This is a genomic window from Dethiosulfatibacter aminovorans DSM 17477, assembly GCF_900142005.1.
Lineage (GTDB): Bacteria > Bacillota > Clostridia > Tissierellales > Dethiosulfatibacteraceae > Dethiosulfatibacter > Dethiosulfatibacter aminovorans.
The window spans coordinates 1-17,720 of sequence record NZ_FQZL01000011.1 but is presented as its reverse complement, the minus strand read 5'-3'; the positions used below and the strand labels follow the sequence as shown (position 1 = coordinate 17,720).

General features: G+C 39.9%; 17 protein-coding genes. 1 reads left to right on the top strand and 16 read right to left on the bottom strand.

Annotation, left to right across the window (positions count from 1 at the left end; genetic code table 11):
- Positions 1-320: 320 nt before the first annotated feature.
- From BUB05_RS08680 to BUB05_RS08605, 16 genes are all read right to left on the bottom strand, one after another.
- Positions 321-995, bottom strand: coding sequence for an LrgB family protein (locus BUB05_RS08680; RefSeq protein WP_073049212.1), 675 nt, complete (start codon positions 993-995; stop codon positions 321-323).
- Positions 992-1,369, bottom strand: coding sequence for a CidA/LrgA family protein (locus BUB05_RS08675; RefSeq protein ID WP_073049211.1), 378 nt, complete (start codon positions 1,367-1,369; stop codon positions 992-994). The genes BUB05_RS08680 and BUB05_RS08675 overlap by 4 nt, the downstream gene beginning before the upstream one ends.
- 151 nt (positions 1,370-1,520) lie before the next feature.
- A complete protein-coding gene (locus tag BUB05_RS08670; RefSeq protein ID WP_073049210.1) occupies positions 1,521-2,147 on the bottom strand; it encodes a cell wall hydrolase in 627 nt (208 codons plus the stop codon).
- 161 nt (positions 2,148-2,308) lie between these two features.
- Positions 2,309-3,073, bottom strand: coding sequence for a hypothetical protein (locus tag BUB05_RS08665; protein ID WP_073049209.1), 765 nt, complete (start codon positions 3,071-3,073; stop codon positions 2,309-2,311).
- A gap of 243 nt (positions 3,074-3,316) precedes the next feature.
- Complete coding sequence (locus BUB05_RS08660) at positions 3,317-3,736, bottom strand: acyl-CoA thioesterase (RefSeq protein ID WP_073049208.1); 420 nt, start codon at positions 3,734-3,736, stop codon at positions 3,317-3,319.
- A 54-nt stretch (positions 3,737-3,790) separates the two neighbouring features.
- Positions 3,791-4,549: an NRDE family protein gene (locus BUB05_RS08655; protein WP_073049207.1), complete on the bottom strand. Its 759-nt coding sequence runs from the start codon at positions 4,547-4,549 to the stop codon at positions 3,791-3,793.
- A 142-nt stretch (positions 4,550-4,691) separates the two neighbouring features.
- Positions 4,692-5,765: an SGNH/GDSL hydrolase family protein gene (locus BUB05_RS08650; RefSeq protein ID WP_073049206.1), complete on the bottom strand. Its 1,074-nt coding sequence runs from the start codon at positions 5,763-5,765 to the stop codon at positions 4,692-4,694.
- 321 nt (positions 5,766-6,086) lie between these two features.
- Entirely contained in the window at positions 6,087-7,088 is a 1,002-nt protein-coding gene (locus BUB05_RS08645; protein WP_094762806.1) for an SIS domain-containing protein, read from the bottom strand.
- Between the two features lie 43 nt (positions 7,089-7,131).
- The gene (locus BUB05_RS08640) at positions 7,132-8,874 is read right to left on the bottom strand and encodes a hydantoinase B/oxoprolinase family protein (RefSeq protein ID WP_073049205.1); all 1,743 of its coding nucleotides are present in this window, start codon (positions 8,872-8,874) and stop codon (positions 7,132-7,134) included.
- Between the two features lie 26 nt (positions 8,875-8,900).
- Positions 8,901-10,967 carry a hydantoinase/oxoprolinase family protein gene (locus BUB05_RS08635; protein ID WP_073049204.1) on the bottom strand — a complete coding sequence of 689 codons (2,067 nt, stop codon included), beginning with the start codon at positions 10,965-10,967 and terminating at the stop codon, positions 8,901-8,903.
- Positions 10,968-11,079: 112 nt separating this feature from the next.
- Complete coding sequence (locus tag BUB05_RS08630; protein WP_073049203.1) at positions 11,080-11,916, bottom strand: sugar phosphate isomerase/epimerase family protein; 837 nt, start codon at positions 11,914-11,916, stop codon at positions 11,080-11,082.
- A gap of 2 nt (positions 11,917-11,918) precedes the next feature.
- Positions 11,919-12,821: a PfkB family carbohydrate kinase gene (locus tag BUB05_RS08625; protein ID WP_073049202.1), complete on the bottom strand. Its 903-nt coding sequence runs from the start codon at positions 12,819-12,821 to the stop codon at positions 11,919-11,921.
- A gap of 116 nt (positions 12,822-12,937) precedes the next feature.
- Positions 12,938-13,990 carry a TRAP transporter substrate-binding protein gene (locus BUB05_RS08620; protein ID WP_073049201.1) on the bottom strand — a complete coding sequence of 351 codons (1,053 nt, stop codon included), beginning with the start codon at positions 13,988-13,990 and terminating at the stop codon, positions 12,938-12,940.
- Positions 13,991-14,037: 47 nt separating this feature from the next.
- Entirely contained in the window at positions 14,038-15,342 is a 1,305-nt protein-coding gene (locus BUB05_RS08615; protein WP_073049200.1) for a TRAP transporter large permease, read from the bottom strand.
- Positions 15,323-15,841, bottom strand: a complete 519-nt coding sequence (locus BUB05_RS08610; protein ID WP_281257994.1) for a TRAP transporter small permease — start codon at positions 15,839-15,841, stop codon at positions 15,323-15,325. The genes BUB05_RS08615 and BUB05_RS08610 overlap by 20 nt, the downstream gene beginning before the upstream one ends.
- 242 nt (positions 15,842-16,083) lie before the next feature.
- Positions 16,084-17,262 carry an MFS transporter gene (locus tag BUB05_RS08605; protein WP_245819821.1) on the bottom strand — a complete coding sequence of 393 codons (1,179 nt, stop codon included), beginning with the start codon at positions 17,260-17,262 and terminating at the stop codon, positions 16,084-16,086.
- A 265-nt stretch (positions 17,263-17,527) separates the two neighbouring features.
- On the opposite strand from BUB05_RS08605, the gene BUB05_RS08600 reads away from it, so the two are divergent.
- Positions 17,528-17,720, top strand: a 193-nt coding sequence (locus tag BUB05_RS08600; protein WP_425430040.1) for a helix-turn-helix domain-containing protein, incomplete at its 3' end; no start/stop codon positions are given.

Here is a 17,720-nt window from a genome sequence, read left to right as displayed (position 1 = left end):
CACTATATTCTATCATACCGGATAAAAAAAAGGAATAGTAGATGCCAATATATTGTATTTTGTACAATATCAAACACCGTATGTAGTGTTTTTCACTGGTGAACTCCGCATCTGTGAATTATGAACATCTCGGCGAATCACATTAGAAAAACATCCCTTTTTTACCAGTCAAATCCATAGCACAAGATACAATAATACTAGAAAAAATCAAAAAAAGCCAGAGATATTTATAATGTATTACACAAATTTTACAACTTGAATGTCATATAATTTATAATTCTAAAAAAAACACACGCTACCGAAGTAATGTATGTTCAACATCAAAAAAATATCCTCACCACTATTATTGCAATCAGAATTGTAACCACGCCGGAAATGCCCATGGAAAGACTGGCTGCAGCACCTGCTTCATCACTGATCTCTACGGCCTTTGCAGTTCCCACCCCATGGGATGCCGCTCCAAGAGCTATACCTTTTGCCGTGTCGTTGTCTATGGAAAAAATTTTGAAGACCCATTGGCAAATTGCAGGTCCTGCTATTCCAGTCACAGCGACAAAAATCACAGTAAGCTCCTTGATCCCGCCAATCATCTTGACAACTTCTATTGCCATGGGATTTGTTATTGACTTTGGAACCAGTGACAACAGAATATCCATGTCCATATTGAACAATTTCACTAAAGCTGTAACAGAGACAAGAGAAGAAGCTATTCCTGCAAATACCCCTACAAATACAGGTCTTTTGTATTTTTTTAAAACTTCCTTGTTCTTGTAAAGAGGAACAGCCAGGACCACTACAATAGGTCCCAAAACCCTTACTATAAGTGAACCGCCAGCGTCATATGCCTCATAGCTCAATGGAGTGAAGTGAATCACTGCCACCACCATCGCCCCAGCAACAAATATTGGATTCAAAAGCGGCATCCTTGTGGCTAATGAAATCCTCCTGGCAATAAGATAAGCTATTGCCGTAATAATTATTCCTAAAATCATCATGACTTTCTCCCCTCTTCCATCTCTATGGATTTCTGTACTGTCTTTCCTGTAACCGCCATGACAAATATATTCGACACTACAAGTATGATCATTATCTGTATCAAAATCCCTCTTATGGAATCGAATAAAACATATAAGCTTACACAAAGAGGAATGAAAAAGAATCCCATATGCCTTAACAGAAAACTGCTTGTCTTTTCAATATGGTCCGTCTTAACTATATTGAAATTCAAAAGAAGAAACAGAAGTCCCATCCCTATAATATTTCCCGGGATCAGAATCAAGGGCTTGATCAAGTCCGATATCCATAATCCGAGAAAGTATATACCTAATATTATTGTTATTTCTTTTACCAATTTAAAAATCAGCTTCATAATCACCTTCCAATCAGATTTCATTATTTCAACAGTATAAAAACTGGCTAATCAATTGTCAATACTAATTATTAATAAAAATTAATATTTGCATTAGAAAAGGGATTGCTCTCAAACAATCCCTCAAAATCGTAAATAATCATTCTGCACTTCATCTATAGAAATATTCTCCATCAATTACATCAATCAAGTCATCGGTCTTTGATGAAAAAGGCTGGTTGTTAAAATACAATGCGTCACCTATGTTGTTGTTTCCTTCAAGTGCCTCTCTTGCAGCCACTGTGCTGATCGGCATGGGAGCAAGTGTTGCAAAGGAATCCTCGTGAGCAGGCGGAAACTGTACGTGAATCTCAACCTGATACACAACCCCTTCTATGGTATCCGGAAATTCCGGACTCTTGACACGATTCAGTATGGTATTTGCAATAGCCAGTGCCATTTCCTTGGAAGTATCACCAGACTCCACCGTTACAATCTTTGACAGAAGATGAAGTTCATCCTCTGTATATACTTCCCCATCAACATCACCTTGAGAAATCGCGTACATTTCCGCAAGGTCAAATCTTCCTATCGTTTCTTCAAAAACTCCTGCAAGATACCGACCCAGTCCAAATACTGTAGTCTCAACCATTACCAAGGCTGTATCAATATAGATATTGGAATCATCCATTTGTGTTGAATATTCAATCTCATAACCATAGGCTTCAACATTACCACAGCCTGAAAAACCTGCACTAATCATAATCAAAGCCAAAAACATACATAAAACTTTTTTCATTTATACTCCTGGAGCAACTGTGTTGCCACTATACCTTTTTTCTTTTCTGTCAACAACTCTCATGCCAATAGGAATATTATATCAAAGAAGGGTCCTATTGGCAAATTTCTCGAAAAATAAAGAGACTATCACAGACAGTCCCTCTCGTCAATATGTGCCTTTTAAAAGGTTGTTTCCAAATATTCAGGCAACCTGCCTTTGAATATTATTTCATCCGATTCAATCTTGAATACGTCGATATCAAAAACATCCTTGTTCTCCAAGGCCTTGTTAAAAAGACCGGTCAGTTGGGGTTCATACTTGTCCACCATTCTCTGCGGAACCGGTACACCATTGGCATGAAGCGAGTTGACAACCACATTGAATCCACTGCTCTTTTCATAAGTCAATTCCATTGCAAAATAGATATTTGCTCCCGCAGCCCTGTCAACGATGAAATCATAGCTTTCAAGACCAGGAATCAGTTCATACAACTGGTTGATATCACTGGATACATTTGCCGACAATGCAAGCATGTCTTCACCCAGTATCCATGCATTGAAATCCGTCAAGGCTGTAGACCCTGAATACAGGGTTGCATAAGCTGGAATTGTAAGCCAGTATGACTCATCAGAAGCAACCATATCCAAACTGTGCCCCTGGAGGAATGCAGTGAGTTCTTCGCTTGTGAATGTTGCATCAACATCCACAGATCCCCTTGCGACAACATTTCCTGTCAGCAAATCCATCATATCAAAGGTATAGTTCCCCTGATTGATATTTGCCTTTTCATAGAATCTGATTTCATCCTCTGCAGTATATTTCACCTGATCCGGTATATTTCCCTTGAAGTAGATCAACCCTCCTACAACAGCAAGGGCTATTATTACAATGAATATGATAAAATTCCTAAATCCGTGAGACTTTTTCTTACCATCCTTACCCATATGAATCCTCCTTTATTTCAGGAAAGCAGCTATGCTGCGTTAACTGCGTAAGCAGTTATTCCGGACGCACAGGAAAGTCACCTTATTCACATAACACCAATGATTCAAGGGGTTATGTAAATCTTACTTTCCAAAGCTGTTCAAAATATAGTGGAATTTCAATTATGCCTACTTCAATTATACCAAAATGGATTCGAAGTAACAATAAATGCAATTATGCATAAAAAAAGATGCTCAAGAATTTTACTTGAACATCAAACTTTCCTTGAACCTTTCATGCATGTCCGGCGCCACCTTCTTCAAGGAAACAGGCTTCAACGACTTGTTCAAAAAACAGTGATCCGACTCACCTGTCACATAAACTGTTTCTCCAGACTGGTCGGTCACCAGATATTCCACTGAGAACTTGACCCCGCTATAACTTTTAAATCCAACTTGAATAGTCACTTCTTCATCAAATCTAACCATATTCTTGTAGTCACATCCGACATGAAGCACGGGACTGATTATTCCACGTTCCTCAATAGCCTTGTAGGGAACGCCAATCTTGTCCATAATCTCAATCCTTGCTTCTTCAAACCACTTGATGTAATTGGCGTGATGTATGATGCCCATCTGGTCCGTTTCATGATAGTGGGCTTTTCTGATATACTTGTATGTCATAGTCTCTCCTTGTCCTTTTTTTCGTCACAAATGAAGTTAGTCATAATCCTTGGTTCAAGCAATATTGAATATGGAACCATTGTCATTCCAATTGCCTTTAGCATCGTATATCTTCTCATGGAAGCGAACTTCCTTCTTTTTATCGACGAGCATTACCGTCTTGAACTGGGTTCCGTACTCAGGCGTATCTATGCATATGCTGGATAATGTCTTTTCCCATTCAATACTGACACCTGTATCCGGAAGTTCCTCAACAGGAGGGATTTCCGTATCACTTAAAATATCAAAAAGCTGGTCAACGGAAAAACAGGTATCCAAAAGGCCCAGGAATCTGTTCTTTGCCTTTTTTACCTTATACCATGGTGTATCAAGAAATGCATTGCTAAGTCCGTACACCCCGGGTTCAATGATGCTGATCTTGTTCTCGATATTTGAATAGTAATAAAGTTCATCTTGTGTACCTACTACAAGATTGAAGGGATCATAATCATCTCTTCTATTCTGAATATCCTGAAGATAGTCTAAAGGACTCATACTACCTATTAAAAAGTTTCTTGTCAGGTCGCCCCTCGAAACCTTGTTCTTCACAGGTATTGATCCGTCCCTGTGGTTTGTCAGAAAAGCTATACGCCCCTCTTTTGATATACCTGTCCAGGTTCCACCCTTCTCAAGGTCTATTCCGGCTAATACATTGGAATGCGACAGCCAGAAATGTGCTTCCTTTGAAGGTCTGTTCCTGAATTCATCTCTGTTCCCTAAAAAAATAAAATCATATTCCGAATGTGCCTTGTATGCAAACAATATTGTGCACATGTTTTTCACCTCTATGCTAGTGATTGTTGATTGATCAAGTAGTCTTTCACAAACAGTATACCATCCAAAATACAAAAGATACAATAAAAAATGCTCCCGCTCATGTATATGCCTTGGGATCAGGCATCTTCATCTAGTTTTTTCACAATATGTTCAAAGCCAGAACATGAGAAACCAGCTTTTCCGCCGCCTTTTCATGGGTTATTGCCGAAGGGTGCATCATAACTCCGTATCCGTCTTCCGGAAGCCGGTCGTCAAACTTCATACAAGATATTCTGTCATCTTCAAATTCCCGGCTGAAAAAGGCAACAGCCTCTTCAATCCTTCCAAAGAGTTCATCTCCCACCATACCCAGGGTACATAACATGTACGCATTTTGATTTTTATTGCGCACCATCTTCAGAAAATCAATATAGCCTTCCATAAATTCCCTTGTTTTAACTGTGTCATCACCGGTGTAGAAATAATCGTTGGTCCCCAAATTGATGACTACAATATCGGGAACAAATTCCCTGTGGTCCCATGCAACATCGGAAGGCGACATTCCATCTGAAAAGGTGCCTCCTGAGTTTCCGAACTTGCTGTAATAACGAGGCACTGACCTCAATGGCTGCCTGTGTCCGTATGTTGTATGTCCGGAAATCACTCCATAACCGCTGTATGCCACAGCAGAGTAATCTGCATCCAGTTTTTCGGCTGCCAGATATGCATATGATTTTGCAAAGTTTTCATTGGATGTTTTTGCCAAGTCATTATTGGCGCCTTCCACTCCATAACCGCAAGTAATTGAATCACCTATGAATTCAATCTTCAAACCTTTTTCGGGTGCCGGACTGACATTGCCGTCAGTCTTGATTCCCCTTACACCTATTGTGGAATAGGCGGATTCCGACAGTTTAACCACTCTTACCCTTCTTTTTTTATCTTCACCATGAAACAGTCTGACAGTCTTCACCTCTTCATCCATAAGGAAGTCTTCAACCAGCTGTCCGTCTACATGGATACCTATTCTTGACTGCAAATCGTCAACCCACACCCTTGCAGAGCTTGCATCTCCTACAAATGTCATATCGCAGAAGGAGCCGTCTGCTTCAAACTCCATACCGGTACCTGATAGCGACAGCCACAGAATGTCATTATGATAGAAAGTCCGTCCGCATTTTTTTACCCTTGATTCAGTCGGCCTTGTCTCGCCGTAGTCATTCAATCTTTTCATATAATATACCTTTCTAAAATTTGAAGGGCTTCATGCCCTAAGAAATCACTTATTTTTATTAATGTTATACTCCGCCTAAGAAAAAATCAAGTTAATTAGAACTCTGTAAAAGTCAGATTTTTAAAGTTACAAATCTGAATCTGGTCTATAACAAAGTCGGTAACGTTTTCCTTGCAAGGAAATAATAAAATGATTATCTATGAAAATTTTGTAAGACTATAAAGGCGGGAGAATAAATGAATATGTTAGTGGAGGAGAACACTCTTCTCCCGCCCTTCAGTAATAAGATATGACTTCTTTATTTAATTAAATATTTTGAAATTAATATTCAAACTTCCACATGTATCTACGATAACTCATAGGATGCATTCTGACATCTGCCATTGCAGCAATGAACTGCTTGGTTATTGGATGTATCATCAATGCATTGAAGTATTCGGCCACTTCAGGGTCCAGTTTCTCCAGTCCCAAGTCTTTAGCATCGATGACATAGTGGTGACCACCAAACTCATCAAGGAATTTCTCCACACGCTCGTCAAGATATCTTGTACGTCCAACGCTCTTCAAAAGCAGGATTGCAAGGTTCTTGTCTGTTGTTTCGAAGGCTCCATGGAAATATTCCCCTGAATGAACAGGTACGCAATGAACTGTCTGCATTTCCTGGAAAAAGCAGAACGCATCTGCATATGCACTTTCCCATGCAGCACCGCTTGCCAGTACATTCCAGACTGTATCATCCTTATAAGTCATTCCAAATTTAGCTGCGTCCTGCTTTACCGCCTCATAAGCTGCTCCATATAGTTCCGGGAATTGTTCAAATGCATCCATGGCTTTGTCGTATCCTTCATAGCCCTCAAACACCTTAAGGATCTCAAATCCGATCTTCAGTGAAGTTCCCTGACTGTTCTGGTGAATAAAAGATGGATCTTCATACCATTCATCCTTGTGGTGATAAATTATTGCATAGTCCGCAGTCTGTGCTGTAAGCGAATCTCCATAACCTGTAAGTCCAATTGTAACCGCTCCTGCTTTTTTTGCAACTCTGAGTGCTTCAACTGTTTCTGCAGTGGCCTTTGTAGATGTACATATTACAAGAGAATTCTCGCCAATATTTTTTGGAGTGGCGTAAACAAACTCGTTGCTGTTGTATCCCATAATCTTAAGGGTCATACTCTCCGCATTCATCATATAGCGCGCAGGATAAGATGATGCAAAAGAACCTCCACAAGCAACAAAAGTTACATTTTTCAGCCCTCCACGCTCATCCATTGTCTTTTTAATATTTTCAACTGTTGAAATGACAACATTCATTCCGTCTATCATAATATATTTACCTTCCTTTCTTAGGTTATCTTAAAGTCTTTAATTATCTTAAAGCTGCAGTCTGCTCTTCATCAATATAATAGCTTCCGTTCTCAGACATAAGGACTACAACACCATAAAGCTCTTTCGCTTTTTCCACTGAAACCTTGTTTTGAACAACATCATCAAGAACTTTTTCTGCAGGACGCTTTTTGGGATCTCCATAACCGCCTGCACCTGGAGTTGTAACTCTTATGATGTCTCCCTTGTCCAGCGACAAACTGGAAGTCTTGTGTCCCATTCTTGTAATGCTGCCATTTTTTTTGGATATCCTCTCAAAAGAACCTGCGCCGCCTTCAAGTCCGCCTTCAAGTCCCCAAGGATGGAATTTATGCCTGTCTCCAAGTCCTGTATACAGTATCTTGTCCTGAAGAACTTCCATATCTCTTTCTATACCAAGTCCGCCTCTCTTCTCTCCGGCGCCTCCTGAATCCTTTTTGATTTCGTATTTTCGAACGAGAATCTTCTTGAATTCCATCTCCGTAGCTTCAACGGGCATATTGGAAGTATTGGTCATATTGACTTGAACTCCTGATAATCCATCATAATTACGTGATGCTCCGCCGCCTCCTGCAACAACCTCATGGAAAATGAATACACTGTCCGTACCAATATCTCCTTTTCCTGCAAAAATTGTCGTAGTACATGCGCCGTTTCCGGCAGTAACAATTTCATTTGGAAGTATCGGTGCCAATGCTCCGAAAATTGCATCAGGAACACGCTGCAAGGTGTCTATTTGAGCACCTATTGGTGAAGGTTCCGTTGGATTCAATATACATCCTTTTGGAGCAATTATCTTAATAGCATTGTTTATTCCCTCATTGGCAGGAATATCAGGACCTAGCATAGCCTTTACCGAGAAGAAAACTCCTGCTTTCGTACAAGGCCAAGGAACATTTATAGGAGCTTCAATCTGGTCAGCTGATCCAGTGAAGTCAATTGTCATTTCATCGCCTTCAATTATTATCTTTACATTGATTGGCAATGGATCGGGATATTTATCGCCACAACCATCAACATAATCCGTAAAACAGTATTCGCCGTCAGGAAGTTTTTCAACAACTGCCCTTACACGACGCTCGGAATAAGTGATCAGTTCCTTCATACATTCGATTAACGTATCATTGAAACGATTGTATGCTTCTTCAATCCTTTGGATTCCTATAAGGTTAGCAGACATTTGAGCAGTAAGGTCTCCTTCACGTTCCTGTGGAACACGGGTATTGACCAGAAGCATGTCCATGACGCTTGGTATTATCTCATAGTTCTCTCTGATGCGAATTACCGGTATTCGGATTCCCTCCTGGAACAGACTGTCTGCATCACCTGAAGTTGATCCCGGAACCTTTCCTCCTATGTCGGAGTGATGGGCGATATTTGCTATCCATCCAATCAGCTTGTCCCCTGAAAATGCCGGTGCTGCAATAACTATATCCGGAAGATGGTTACCGCCTCCGTGGTACGGGTCGTTTGCAATAAACATGTCACCAGGTTTGATATTCTCTTTTCCAAATTTTTCATATATGTTGGGTACGACGCTCAGCATGGACCCAAGCAATGTAGCTAGACTCTCCACCTGTGCTACCGAATTGCCGTCCGGATCTATTACTGCAGTACAGACATCGCGTCTCTCCTTCATATTTGTTGAATAAGCACTTCTTATTATTATGCCGAAAGTTTCCTCTGCAATCGACATCAAAAGGTTACGTATAACCTCAACGGTTACTGTATCAATTTTTCTAGACATCTTGTTCACCTCTTTCCAGTTTAAATTTAATGTTCAGATGATGAATACTGAATCTTAAGATTCAGGTATCCGTCAACATGTATTTTCCAGTCTTTAGGAACAACTATTGTTGTATCCATTTGCTCCACAATACATGGGCCGGGAATTACATTACCCGGAACAAAATCCGTACGGTTGTAGACCGGTGTCACCATAAATTCCGTTTCTCCCTGGAACAAGACATTTCTTATCTCTATAGATTCAGGCAATTCCGGATTTGCATGAATCTCTTCCGGCGCCATATCGGGCTTGTCTATCCTTCCTATTGCAGATACTCGGTAACTTACAAACTGTACAACTGCATTTTCATTGCAGTATCCGTAACTGCGCTTGTGCTCGGTATGGAAATCTGCAATTGCCTGTTTCATGACATCACAGTCAATCTTTCCGGCAGGAATTGGTATGTTGAGCTCAAAATTCTGTCTGTTGTAACGGATATCGATGGAAAACTCGAAAGAACGTCTTTCTTCCGGAACATTCTCCTTGTCGAGAAGCTCCGTACCCTGTTCAACCATATTGTCGAATAGCTTGTTGAATTCATCAATATTGCCTTCCTCACCAATAAGTATATTGGTACGTGAAAGATCGAATTTTGTATCAGCCAGCAATAATCCAAGAGAACAAAGTGTTCCCGGAGACGGAGGTATAATAACCTCTCCTATTCCCAGGTCTTCAGCAACTTCACAAGCATGTAGAGGACCTGCACCGCCAAAGGCCATCAGACTGAATTCACGCACGTCGTATCCTTTTTCCACGGATACGCTTCGTATGGCACGAATCATATTGGAATTGACAACAGTGATGATTCCATTTGCCGCCTCATCTCTTGAAAGACTGCTCTTGGCACATATATTCTCATCCAATGCCTTGTTTGCCTTGTCCAAATGGACTTTCATACGTCCGCCCAGGATTTTTTCCTGATTCAGTTTTCCAACTACAATGTTAGCGTCAGTAACAACAGGCACAGTACCACCACGTCCATAACATGCCGGCCCGGGAGTAGCTCCCGCACTTTCAGGTCCAACCTTGAGGGCTCCACCTTCATCTATCTGTGCAATTGAACCGCCGCCTGCTCCAATGGTAATGATATTTATCATAGGTATACGTGCAGGATATCCTTCAACGTCACGTTCATTTGAAATCTGGGGAACGTAATTTTCAATAAGACTTATATCGGCACTGGTTCCACCCATGTCGAATGTGATAATCTTATCAGCTTCACATTGCTTACCTACATGTGCAGCCGCTATAACACCGGCACTTGGCCCTGACACAGCTGTCTTAATCGGACATTCTATAGTTTCCTTTATTGAAATGATACTTCCGTTTGACTGGGTAACATATGGTTCAACCTTGATTCCCAGATTGCGTATGGAATTCTGGAAATTATTAACATATTTCTCCATTACAGGTCCAAGGTAGCTGTTAAGAACAGTGGTGCTCATTCTGCTGAACTCACGGAATTCCGGTGCCAATTTGCTTGAAATGGTAACATAAGCTTCTGGAAATTCCTCTTTTATTATTTCTTCAATTCTTTCCTCATGGACTGGATTTATAAAAGAAAACAGTGTACAAACGGCAATAGCTTTCACGCCTTTGTTCTTTAATCCATTGACAACTTCACGCACTTCCTGCTCATCCAGGGGTGTTTCAACGGAACCGTCATAAAGTATACGCTCCGTTACTTCACAGTTAAGTCCTGATGGTATCAGCGGGAATGGCTTCTGAGCCTGCAGATTGTATAATGATGGTCGTCTCTGAGTTCCGATTTCCATCAAATCCTTGAAGCCTTTTGTTGTGATCAATGCAAGTCTTGAACCCTTTTTTTCAATCAGGGCATTGGTTCCAACAGTTGTTCCATGAGCAAGATAAACAACTTCATCCGCTTCTGCCCCTTTAATTTCGAGTACATCCTCTATACCCTTTACAATTGCCTTGGAGGGATCCTCCGGTGTTGAACTGTCCTTGTAATTGAACAATTCACCTGTTTTATTGTTAAAAACCGAAAAATCGGTAAAGGTACCCCCAACGTCAACTCCTATCATATATGACATATGTTTCACCTCATTTATTTTTTTCATCATATAATTTAACATATTGTTATATGATGTTATATATTGTTTTAAATATAAATTCCAAAATATGTATAATTGCATGTCTTTCTTTTCAGATCAAAATATTATGTTTCTTCAAGTATTCCATGTTCCTTATGTCTGCTTCTCTTGGATTCTTTCTGTAGCTAAATTCGTTGCATTCAAAGGAATAGTATCCTTTGTAATTGTTTCTTTCCAGAAATTCAAGATATTCTGTTACTGGCAGGTCCCCATCTCCCAGTGCCATGTGAATATCAGGATGCGAATCATGCAGATGTACATGGGACAGGTCTTTCCCAAGAATTTTCTGATATTCATCTATGGTTTGGTTCATAAACACCATCTGGCCTATATCGACCATGGCTGTCATGGTATCCTCGGGCATCTCCGACAGCATTTTCATTTGCTGCGACGGATTATTGACTAGATTTGAAGATAAAGGTGTCAATGTCTCTAGAACCAGCTTGATTCCTTTTTTATGCGCTGTACTTGCAAGATATCTTAATGATTCAGCCGCCCTTTCCCATGCATCTTTCCTAGAACGGTTATAGTAACCGTATCCCGATGTGACCAGCACCATTGGACAATTCAGTTCAACTGCGACATCTATGGCTATTGCAAATGTATTTATGCTGTGTTTCCTGAGGTCTTCTTCCTCGGCTGCAATATTTACCGGATAATTGGTTTGTTCAGGTGTCAGGGATATCACGGACAAGTCCCTCTCAAGCAACTGTTCCTGGATTTTTTTCAGTGCTTTTTCATCAACCACATCCAAGTACAGGTGCGGAGCTGCTGCCAGGAGTTCTACATTTCGAATTCCAAGCAATACCGCCGTGTCAAAAAAGTACTCAAGTGGATATTTAAGGTATTGGAAACTGCCAAGTGCAAAACGGTCCTTAGAAATATTCATTGTCATTCCTCCAAAACGCGTTCTTGTACACTTTCCGGAACCTCGATTCCACAACCGAAAGCGCCATTCACCATGCACGTTTTTGACGCAAAGGATGCCGCTTCCTGCAATGCAGATGATATGACATCTTCACGATACTCATCACTGTCATTCCACTTGTCCATTCCATTTTCATCTATTTTTTCTACAATCTTAACCAACATACAGGTGGCAAAAGAGTCACCGGCACCCATGGTGTCAACAGGCTCCACGTAATCCGGCTTCTGACGATAGAATTTTTTCCCGTCATAGATTATGGCCTCACTGCTTCCCCGCGTTGCTGTTATCACCTTGCAGCCTTCATTGTAAAGGTTGCGACATATTACCTCTGCTTCTTCATCCGACATGTCGCTGCAGGATAGAAAAGCGAAATCTATATATGGGCATACACGCTTGATTCTGTCTTCTTCATTCCATCGGACTGAAAAGTCATAGGATATGAAGGGACCCAATCCGCTGATTTTTTTCAGCTGCGAATCAAAAAAAGCATTGTTTGTTGTGTGAACAACATTGAATTTCTTGATATATTCAATATCGTCTTCATCAAGTTCCAGGAAATGATCCTGCAGAACACCGCCTTTGTTGCTTCCCTTGAACACACGGTCACCATCTATAATTTTCACTCGAGCAAAGCCGTTTTCACCTTCATAACTTCTGCATCGGGACCTTCCGATAACTTTTTCATCCAGGATTTTCTGAATATATTCTGCAATGGCATCCTGTCCAAAAACACCAAGATATTCACTGTCGGCTCCAAGTTGTTTTGCATATACGGAAAAGTTAAGCGCCTGCCCTCCCGGATACATGATGTTTGTATCCAAGTACACATCGCATACATTGTCTCCGATTCCTAAAGCTTTTATCAATTGCGTACCCCCTGTCAAGAAATCTGTTTCAACAAAATACATAGGGGATTCTAATTGAGGAATTCACATTCCTCACTGTCAGAATCCCTGCTGTATCTTGTCAATAGTAAACTATTTTATTTGAATGCCTGTACTTTGTTATATAGATCTTCTGTCTCGAAGAATCCTTCTTCTTCCAGTGCTTCAGCCAATGGAGCTGCCGCATCCAGGAATGCCTGACGATCATATTCTACAAAAGTTACTTCACCTTCATCGATCAAGAACGCTTTGTCGTCTTCCCACTTCTGTTTGATTGTCTCGTTGTATCCTTCAGCTGCTTTTTCTGCACATTCATTAACTATATCTTGCTGCTCTGCTGTCAGGCTGTCCCAGAATGTTTTAGAGAAAATAATACATTCTACAGGATATGCATAGTTGACTTCTGTCACATATTTTGCAGCTTCATAAAGTCCTGCACTCTTGTACGAGTCTTTTGAACACTCTCCTCCATCTACAACGCCTTGAAGCAATGCAAATGGATATTCACTCCATGATACAACTGTTGGTGTAGCGCCCATTGCAAGTGCATTCTTCTCAAATATTGGAAGGTTTGGTATACGATATTTCATACCAACCATATCCGCTGGTGAATAAAGTGGATATTTACAGAAGAAAATACGTGGATTTTTCTGGAATTCAAAATTCACCATATGGAAACCATTGTCGTCAAGCGCATTCCAAATTGGATCTGCTACTTCAGAATGAAGATAGTTCAACATATGCTCGCTTGATTCGAAGGCAAATGCCATGGACAGGATGTTGATGTCCTTGGAATATGATGCAAGTGAATCAAGAGAACACATCATACCTTGTTGAAGATCAACTTGAAGATTCTCCATCATAGTACCTTCATTACCAAGTTGCTCCGCTGGATAGAATTCAAACACGAATTCACCGTCGAATGCCTCATTTGCCAAGTCGCAGAACTCCTGACATGCTTCAGGAGCAGGCTCGCCAATTGCACCCGCATTACCAAACTTAACAACAACTGCTTCTTTCTTTTCTGGCTCTGTAGTTTCAGCTGCTTGAGTAGGCTCCTCTGTAGTAGCCTCTTCAGTAGGTGAACTGCATCCAGATAGTGCTGCTACCAAAATCACTAGGACAAGTAGCATACTAAATAATTTTTTCATAAAACCCTCCTTAATTTTGTATATATTATGGTCCATACTGTAAGAAATTACCTTACGGAACCTAATATTTTAGGCAACCACATAGTCAGTGGTTCATAGAATGTAACAAATGCAAGAGTTATAACCATCGGAATAAGGAACTGCACCGTATACTTCAAAGCTGCGTCAAAGGAACCTCCGGTTGCTTTAGCAGTTACAAACAGCGCTGGAGCCATCGGTGGAGTTATCAATCCCAACGTAACATTTAGTACCGCCATAACACCTATTTGAATATAACTCATTCCTAGACCAGCCGCAATGTTCATCAAAAGCGGAGCAATCATGATAAGAATCTGCATCGATCCTATAAAACATCCCAGGAACATAAGGATACCGTTAAGAACTAATAATATCAATATTTCATTACCAAGCCCAAGCATGAAATTCGTCATTGCATTGATCAGACCACTTGTAACAATCATCCAGTTGAATATCAAACCGGTTGCACACAGCGACATTGCCATACCTGCACTTGAAAGAGTATCCCTTAAAGCTTTTGTAAGCATCTTTATCGAGAATCTTTTCAAAATAATTGAAAGGATGACACAATATGCAGCTGCCACAACACTACACTCTGTAGGTGTGAATATACCCGTCATGATTCCAAATACCAGGATTGCCGGTCCACCAAGCGCCGGCAAAGCGTGAATGGTAGATTTATATCTGTCTCCCCAGTTTGATTTTTCAATAACGGGAACCTTAATATTATATTTTTTAGTTGCGTATATAACCCATGCCATCATTGCGATACCCATACAGATTCCAGGAAGCATACCAGCCTGGAACATGGCCAGCGTGGAAGTCTTTGAAAGAAACGCCCATACGACAAAGTTGATGCTTGGCGGAATGATGGGGCCTATTCCCGCCGATGCAGCCGTAACTGCAACAGAAAAGTTTTTGTCATATCCCGCATCCGTCATGGCTTTAACCTCAATGGTTCCCAATCCGCCTGCATCCGCCAGTGCTGATCCTGACATTCCGGCAAAAATCATACTAGCCATTATATTTGAATGAGCAAGTCCACCAGGCAAGTGTCCCAGCCATTTTTCCGCCATACCGAATATTCGGTCTGTCAATCCTATTTCGTTCATGAAGATACCAACAAACAGGAAGGCTGGAAGTGCCAGCATATTGAAATCGGCAAATGAATTTGCTGTTTTCTGTGCAAACATTACAAAACTCTGGTGGTTTATAACTGCATATAACAGACTTGAACTTGCCATTGCATAACTTATTGGTACTTGAAGCAAAATCATAATAATAAATGAAACAAAATAAAACATCAGATATGGATCAACTATTCCATTCATCATCGTTATCACCTCCACGCTCTTTCTCTTTTCTGGTTCTTGATTCATCAAGTTCCAACAATGCCAAAACCTCTTCCTGTACCGGAGCAACCAATTTGTCATCTCCAGTTACCAGATAAGCTATGGTCTTGTAAATGCTTAAAACCAGCATAATTATACTCATAACCAAAACCGGCAACGCATAGTAATACGCCTTTGAAAAATCCAGGCCTCCAACCGGAGTCATCTTCATCTGCATATCGAACAATTTCTTTGAACCAGGTATATAAATTATGGATATGATTACTACGATCAGATTTGTAACATTATACATAATACGTTGAAACAAGTGGGGCATTTTCTTCATTACGAATTCCAGAACTGCATGCTCGTTATCCCAGTATACAGTGCACCACCCCATTGACATTGTCCAAATCATAAAAAATGTTACCATTTCGTCAATACCGTAAATAGGATGATTGAAGATAAATCTCATGCACACTTGAAAAAACAGCAATGCCATAAATAAAAAGATTGCATATCCGGTAATAGTTTTCAGAAAATTAATGAATCTATTCAAGACACTTTCACATAAATAAATCAATTTCTTCATAATCTTGTTGTATGATATAGTATTTTCGATACCATACCCTCCTCCTCTTTTAATATTTTGTTCATCGGGTGCTTATGTGATACCACCTCTTATTATTTCTCGAAATAGTTTATAATAGATTATATATTGTCTTATATGGTATTGTAACATCATCATATGTTTTTTTCAACAATTATTTTACGAAAAAATAACATAAAAATCAATAAATTGTTCGCCGAGATCAAAAAACTCACCCAAACTGTTGCATTTTCCCCCAAAAGATCGAATGCGAAGCCACCCACAAGATTTGCCGTTGTCATGCCAACAACACTCGCTACAGTAAGTCCTACCGATATGGAAAAGGATTTGATCCTATAATCCGAAAACTTTGAAAATGCATCCACAATAACCGAATAACACAATGCAAATGAGATCGATTGTAGAATCTGTCCGACATACAGTATGATTGTGCCATCGATCAGAAGCAACAGCAAAGGTCTTAACAAGCTTGTGCACAAAGTCAAAAATATCAACCTATCCATTCTCTTCAAACTTTTGAACCTATACATAAATATCAGCAAAAAACATTCAACAACTGCACCGATTCCGCAAATATTGCCATACAAGCCGTCACTGCCGCCCCGCTGCCTGACAATCAAAGAAAGATAACTTCCTATAGGTCTGTGTCCCATCCAGTACAAAGTGAATATTATTAATATCATGCAATATTTCTTATCTTTTAGAAGTACACTAAATATCCGGTTAAAGGAAATGTTCTTTTCTTTTGTGTCAGTCCTTCTGTTCTTTAATTCCAAATCCGGTAAAAAATAAAGAAACGGCATCAATAAAAGAAATATTCCACCTTGAATAAGAAAAAACCATCTGTACCCAAAAGTAGTTACAATATGCCCAAACAGAATCGATGTTATTCCAAATCCTATTGAACCTCCTGCACGTATCCTGCTATACGATATTTTTGTATCCACCTCTTTTGTTCGGTTTACCCATGCATCCATCAAATTACTGAAAGAATATGAAAAAGCAGCGGAGATAATAATAATTATTATATTCAGCCAACTGGTAGAATCACTTAACGAATTGATTATTGCAAGGATCACTACCATAAGAATAGTAATAGTCAGGTATTTTCTTGCCGGCAATACAGTGTCCGTCAGATATCCTGCAATAGGCTGCATTAAAACACTTGCAATCATCATCAGACTGGTTACTACTCCACTCACTGATGCACTGTAACCATTTTCGGCCAAATACGGCACCATATAGCTTGAAAAAATACAATATCCACTGTAATACAGAAAATAGGTAATAAAAAATAATGAAGTGTAACGCATACTGTTGTCTTTATTCAATATATATCAGCCTGCCTTTAAATATCCCTATATTTCAAACATTCATCTTATAACATTATATCTTATATAGTAACATCATGTGCTTTTTTGTCAATATTAAATTGAAAAAAATCTCATCAAAATCTGATTGATTTGTGATAATGTCTTATCATACCGTTTGAGAAAATGTCCCAAAGCAAAGCAGAAAGTAATATACTAGAACCTCATGAAAAATGTGAGGTGCATAATGAGAAAGGTAAACTTAAATATGAATGAAAATCAGAAGTATGAAATAATCAAGCGATTAGTTGAGACAGATGGAAACAAAGAAAGAGCGGCAATAACGTTGGGATGTACAAGAAGGCATGTGAACAGGATGATAGCTAGGTACAAGGAACAAGGGAAAAGCTGCTTTGTTCACGGGAATCGAGGTAAAACACCAACGAATGCGCTAAGTAATG